This window comes from Pseudoalteromonas sp. MER144-MNA-CIBAN-0113, from assembly GCF_040308965.1.
Lineage (GTDB): Bacteria > Pseudomonadota > Gammaproteobacteria > Enterobacterales > Alteromonadaceae > Pseudoalteromonas > Pseudoalteromonas tetraodonis.
In genome coordinates, this window is record NZ_JBEOOG010000123.1 from 1 (window position 1) to 5,562 (window position 5,562).

5 protein-coding genes and 1 riboswitch are annotated in these 5,562 nt (G+C 37.9%); of the genes, 3 read left to right on the forward strand and 2 right to left on the reverse strand.

Annotated elements, in window-relative coordinates:
• Window positions 1–131: 131 nt before the first annotated feature.
• Complete coding sequence (locus AAEY57_RS18545; RefSeq protein ID WP_350608499.1) at window positions 132–1,598, forward strand: methyl-accepting chemotaxis protein; 1,467 nt, start codon at window positions 132–134, stop codon at window positions 1,596–1,598.
• Window positions 1,582–2,106, forward strand: coding sequence for a DUF6436 domain-containing protein (locus AAEY57_RS18550; protein WP_138560731.1), 525 nt, complete (start codon window positions 1,582–1,584; stop codon window positions 2,104–2,106). The genes AAEY57_RS18545 and AAEY57_RS18550 overlap by 17 nt, the downstream gene beginning before the upstream one ends.
• A gap of 106 nt (window positions 2,107–2,212) precedes the next feature.
• Here the strand turns inward: AAEY57_RS18550 and AAEY57_RS18555 are convergent, their stop codons facing one another.
• Complete coding sequence (locus AAEY57_RS18555) at window positions 2,213–2,770, reverse strand: TMEM165/GDT1 family protein (RefSeq protein WP_013463089.1); 558 nt, start codon at window positions 2,768–2,770, stop codon at window positions 2,213–2,215.
• 83 nt (window positions 2,771–2,853) lie between these two features.
• Window positions 2,854–2,956: riboswitch (yybP-ykoY riboswitch) on the reverse strand.
• A gap of 178 nt (window positions 2,957–3,134) precedes the next feature.
• On the opposite strand from AAEY57_RS18555, the gene AAEY57_RS18560 reads away from it, so the two are divergent.
• Complete coding sequence (locus tag AAEY57_RS18560) at window positions 3,135–3,446, forward strand: hypothetical protein (protein ID WP_013463090.1); 312 nt, start codon at window positions 3,135–3,137, stop codon at window positions 3,444–3,446.
• A 95-nt stretch (window positions 3,447–3,541) separates the two neighbouring features.
• Here AAEY57_RS18560 and AAEY57_RS18565 read toward each other — a convergent pair whose 3' ends face one another.
• Window positions 3,542–5,167, reverse strand: a complete 1,626-nt coding sequence (locus tag AAEY57_RS18565; protein ID WP_350608500.1) for a methyl-accepting chemotaxis protein — start codon at window positions 5,165–5,167, stop codon at window positions 3,542–3,544.
• Between the last annotated feature and the right edge of the window lie 395 nt (window positions 5,168–5,562).

The window sequence follows — 5,562 nt, forward strand, 5'->3', positions numbered from 1 at the left end:
GAAGTCGAAAGATTGAGTCATGTGTCACTCCTGTTTTCTTAATAATACTGAAATGACACAGATTTCTAAACACTACCTTTAAATATCAGCTGAACGTGTTTAAATTAGAACACAATTAATTTAAGGTTTTTATGTCTAGTGTAAGTCGGTTATTCACAATTATTTTTAGTCTTTTGTTTATTGAGTCTATAGGTATTGGTCTTTATTTTGGCACCCTGACAGAAGCATTTCTTGTCGGCTTACCGTTATGTTTGCTCCCCATTTGGCTTTTAAAAACCCAACCCGATAGCAAAATGGCACCGCATGTTGTTGCGGCTGCAATTATGATGTTTTCATTTTTACATATTCAACAAGCCTATGGCCTTATTGAAGTGCATTTCGAAATATTCATTTTCTTAGCCATGCTAATAATGTTCATAGAGTGGCGAGTGTTTATTACCGCTATTGTGTTTGTAGCTATACACCACTTATCTTTTTACTATTTGCAAACACAAAATACTGGTTTTTACGTATTTGATCCAGACCGACTCGCCTTTTCAACAGTGCTTATTCACGCAGCGTATGCCATTGTGGAAGCGCTTGTAGCTGGTTTTATTGCCGTAACGTTAAATCGCGAACGCCGTGCGGGTCTATCGTTAAGTTATGCCACAGAGCAAATAATGCAAGATCCAAATCAAGTTAAGCTTTCTATGCGAGCAGATGACACAACAAGCAAAGCGGTAGTTGGTTTTAATACTTTGCTTGAGTACTTATCAGATGTGATTAAGCAAGTTCAAGTTCAGTCTGACTCTTTAAAAAATAACTCTAAAGAGCTTATTCATGTTCATGATGAGTTAGCCAATAGCGCGCAGCAACGAAACGCGCAAACAGATGATATTGCTAATTCAGGCGCACAAGTTGCGCATGGTTTTAAGTTAGTTGAACAAGAAAGCGATACTTTAAAACAACAAGTTAATAGCATTACTGAATCAGCCAATGTTGCGCTGGAAGAAGTATTACAAACCGACAGAAAAAGCACCGAGCTACTCACCTTGTTAACAAACACTGAAGAGCAGTTAAGCCACTTAGTGGCCGCTGGGGATGTTATTACTAGTTTACTCAATGAAATTTCAGGCATAGCCGACCAAACTAATTTATTAGCCCTTAATGCTGCAATAGAGGCCGCACGAGCGGGTGAGCATGGCAGAGGGTTTGCTGTTGTTGCCGATGAAGTACGCTCGCTTGCAAATAGCAGCCAAGCAACAACAACCAAAATAGCGTCTACGCTTACAGATCTGGTAAATAATAGTCGCACGTCAACTCAGTCGATGAATCAATGTGTAGAATTTGTGGTTGATTTAACAAAAATAAGCGCAACGATGAAAGAGAATATTTCGTCAATGAGTGATCAAATTCAAGCGGTATCTGCCAGCACTAACTCAGTAGCTCAAGTGGTTGCCGAACAGGCTGGAAATACAGAGCAAATAGCAATGAGTACAGATCAAATGCGCCAAAATCAGTATCAAGAGACTAAAATAGTTGAGCAGTTAACGGCTAAAGTGCAACTGATAGACGTAAGTATTGATGTATTAGAGCAAAGTATTGCAAAATTTAAATAAGTCTCGTTATTTCACCATTAGCTTAATTTGTATATGGCTTGCTTTTGTTGTGTCGGCACTTGTTTACTTTCAGCTAGGGCAGCTAAAGCTCTTTGATGAGGGTAATATGCTTAAACAACAAAACTGGTTTTCGCAATTTAAAAACCAAGTACTGTGGCAAAACAAAGACAGTGCTCAACTTGTGATTATTACGCAAGAAAATTGCGGCTGTACAATTCAAGCACAGCCTCATTTATCAGCCCTGCAACGCTTTGCTACAAACCAAGGCGTTGAAGTGCAAAATTTTGTATTAAATAATGAGTTAAAGTCAGTGATCCCTGCCACACCTGCCGCCGTTTTAATTGATAAAAATGGTGAGTTTGTTTATGCAGGGCCTTTATCTGAAGGGCTGGCATGCTCTCAAGGTAGTGGCTTTGTGGAAACCGTTATTAGTAATTTACAGGCCGGATTTAACTCATCATTATTAATAGCGGATACAAAAGGCTGTTATTGTGTAAATAACGCCTAAATCATATACCCTTATATAAAAAGCGCTTACAACTAACTTGTATAAAAGTAGGTAAGCGCTTTTTATTGTTTAACGATTAAAGAGTGATTTAAACGTTATTTAATCATTATATAGTCACTAAACCATAAATACCCAACAGTACAAAAACACTGGCTGCTATCGCTCTTACGGTATTTAATGGAATTCTTTTTAGTAACGCCTTACCGGCATAAATAACAGGGACATTAGCAATTAACATTCCTACTGTAGTACCCACCGTAACCCAAAGTACTGATTGATATTGTGCGCCGAGCAATACGGTTGCAATTTGTGTTTTGTCCCCAATTTCAGCAATAAAAAATAAGATTAAGGCCACTAAAAATGCACCATAGCGGTCGTATTTATGGCTCACTTCTTCATCTTTATCTGGAATAAGTAGCCACAGCCCTACCACAATAAAGCTTATATTGACTATCCAAGGTAAGTATTCGACGGCAAAGTTCCCGCTTAGCCAATCACCAAACCATGCAGATAAACCATGATTAATAATAGTAGCAGCAAGAATGCCTAAAATAAGTGCAATTTTATTATGAAAGCGAGCAGCTAATAGTAAAGATAAAAGCTGGGTTTTATCGCCTATTTCAGCAAGGGCAACAGTGACGGTAGAGGTTAAAAAAATATCCATTAATATAATCTTCAGGCGGGAATACTAAACCAAGGCAAACAGCTATCTCCCGCCATGAGGATAGTGTCTACCTAGGTCTCGCCGATAACGCTTGCTACAACATTACAAACTTACCATGCACATGAGGTGCAATTATGTTGATAAGTTTACTCATTACTGAGCGGGCTACTCCCCTAAGAGGGCAGCGATTATTCCACAAAGTTTAAAGCAGGTAAATATATGCGGGTAACTTTTAAATTTAAAAGGTGGCTTTGTGGCGTTAGTGCACAAATAAACTTGCTTTTGGCTATCAAGTTAGCTGTAATAATAAACAGAAGGAAGTTGAACAATTTGAAATTATATGCACTTGTAAAGGAATTTAAATATGCAATCAACTGTCGTTAAATCAACAATGGCAACCATTCAAAATGGAGTTATGAAAGCGGACGGAAAGTTTTGGATTACGCAAACTGACTTAAATTTTGAACCTTTTAATGAAAAATTAGGGTTAGAACCATATACAATTGCCCGTGATACAATTTTAAAAGTGGTTGAATGTAAAGGCAAAGGCGCAGGCCTTGTTCCAATAACAGCTGATGCGATAGAGGTTTTCACGCAAGATGGCAGCTCGTATCAGTTTATACTCTCAAACCCCAGTGATTGGATAAATATATTGTCAAATCAAACTAGTGCTTAAAGTAACAAGCATGCCATCAATTAATAATTTTAATTGATGGCAAATAAGGCTTTCATTTAAGGTATAACTCCTAACATGCGGCAAAATGAAAGTACCTAAACTTTAAATACATTAACTTGCCCTTGTAGCATTGCCGCAAGCTGTGCGAGTTCTTGCGAAGCTTGAGCATTTTGTTGTGAGCTTTCGCTGACCGACGTGATACTCGCGCTAAACTCATTAATATTACTGCTTAGCTCATTTGCGACCATTTTTTGCTCCTGTGTTGCGGTTGATATTTGAGTATTCATATCTGCAATTTCAGTAACTTCACGGTTAATTTCGCTGAGCACCTGCGAAGAATAATTAGCATGGTCAACACTCTCTTTAGCGCTGCTTTCAGCGTTACCCATGGCATTAACAGCTTGCTGAGCCATGCCTTGTAGTTTAGTGATCATTTCATTAATGCTAGCGGTTGCCTTTTGAGTATTGTGAGCAAGTTGCCTTACCTCATCGGCTACAACGGCAAAACCACGACCAGAATCGCCAGCTCTTGCTGCTTCAATAGCTGCATTTAAAGCTAACAAGTTAGTTTGCTCAGCAACGCTTTGAATCATCATAACAACTTGGTTTATATCATTGGTTTGTGTATTTAGATCTGTAATGAGCTGCGTATTAGTATTAACTAAAGTTGAAAGCGTATTTATTGACTCTATATTATCAGCAACAGCTTGTTGCCCTTGGCCTGCCTTAATGTCGGCACTTGTTGCCTTGTCTGAGGTTGTTTGCGCGTTTTGAGCAACTTGTTCTATTGCACTGCTCATTTGAGTAATTGCAGTTGCAATCATAGCCGATTGTTGCTCTTGCTGCGTTGCTGTACTGGCAACCTGAATACTAATAGAGTTCATTTCTTCAGCTGCAGAGGCAAGTGTCAGCGTTGCGCCTGCCATATCTTTTACTAAACCTTGGATCCGAAGTAGCATATCATTAAAGTTAGATGCGGTATCTGCAATCTCATCCTTACCTTGAACCTCAGCACGAGCTGTTAAATCAGCATTGGTCGCAATGTGCGATATGGTACCGCGTAATGACATTAATGGATTTTGTATCGAAGAATAAATAAAGTAAGCAACAATCAGTAACAGTAAAATCAATATCGCGATTGTCACACTCATTATCAATTTTATAAATTGATAATTCTCATCAGCTTTAACTTTAAAATCACTTGCTTCTTTAAGTTGTAAATCAATTAAAGCTTGGTAGCTGGCACTCAGCGGATCAAAGAGTTGGTAAAGCTCATAAACAAATTGCTTTTGTGGTAGTGATAAAAATTCACCACTATTAATGCTTAAAATCAAATTATTTAAGTGCGTAAGCACGGGCTTTAGTTTGCTTTCAACGTTATCTACTAAGCGCTTTTCTTCAGCTGTTAGCTGTGTACTCAGGTAGGCTTTCCATTCATCATCTGCCGTATTTCTAGCATCATTAATATTCGCTAAAAGCGCTGATTTGGTAATAGACTCAGCACGATACTTGTGAAGTAAATCAACAATATTTACAGCGTAATTATCTGACACATGTTTAATTTGTTTAAGTGGTACGACACGGTCGTCGTATAAACTATCAATCCCTGCTACTAACCTTCCCATTGTGTTTATTGAAAAAAACGATGTAATTAAAAAAATCATAATTGGTAGCAATGCAAGCACTGCTAAACGGGTACGCACAGAATAATTGTTTAACATAGTTGTCCAAAATTACAGCAATAATAAAAAAGTATAATATGGAAAAAAAATTTTACTGAATTTTTATAAAAAATTATTTAGCTTAATAACTCTTATGTGTTTTAAGTTACTAACGCTTGGTTCATCTAAAAAGGCTTTTACTCGCATAGTACAATCAATTTTTATTATTGTTACTGTAAATAGGAGGGGAGGTAAGCTTGCCATTGTTTGCAAGACGCCAAGCAAATTATGTGTGATTGAAGTGCGCTTAGAGCGAGAAGCAGACAGTCGGTTAAACTCGTTTTTGGACAGAAATGAGTTAGAGCCGACCAGTGGCTCTGTGCCCAGACTGTGTGAAAACTCTGATCACCTTTTGGTCTAAGTATGTTCTGCTTATGATCTATTAATCTATACAT

Bases quoted from the DNA above. Each gene is read 5' to 3' on its own strand.
- AAEY57_RS18560 (WP_013463090.1), top strand. From the start codon at position 3,135: ATGCAATCAACTGTCGTTAAATCAACAATGGCAACCATTCAAAATGGA.
- AAEY57_RS18545 (WP_350608499.1), top strand. From the start codon at position 132: ATGTCTAGTGTAAGTCGGTTATTCACAATTATTTTTAGTCTTTTGTTT.
- AAEY57_RS18555 (WP_013463089.1), bottom strand. From the start codon at position 2,770: ATGGATATTTTTTTAACCTCTACCGTCACTGTTGCCCTTGCTGAAATA.
- AAEY57_RS18565 (WP_350608500.1), bottom strand. From the start codon at position 5,167: ATGTTAAACAATTATTCTGTGCGTACCCGTTTAGCAGTGCTTGCATTG.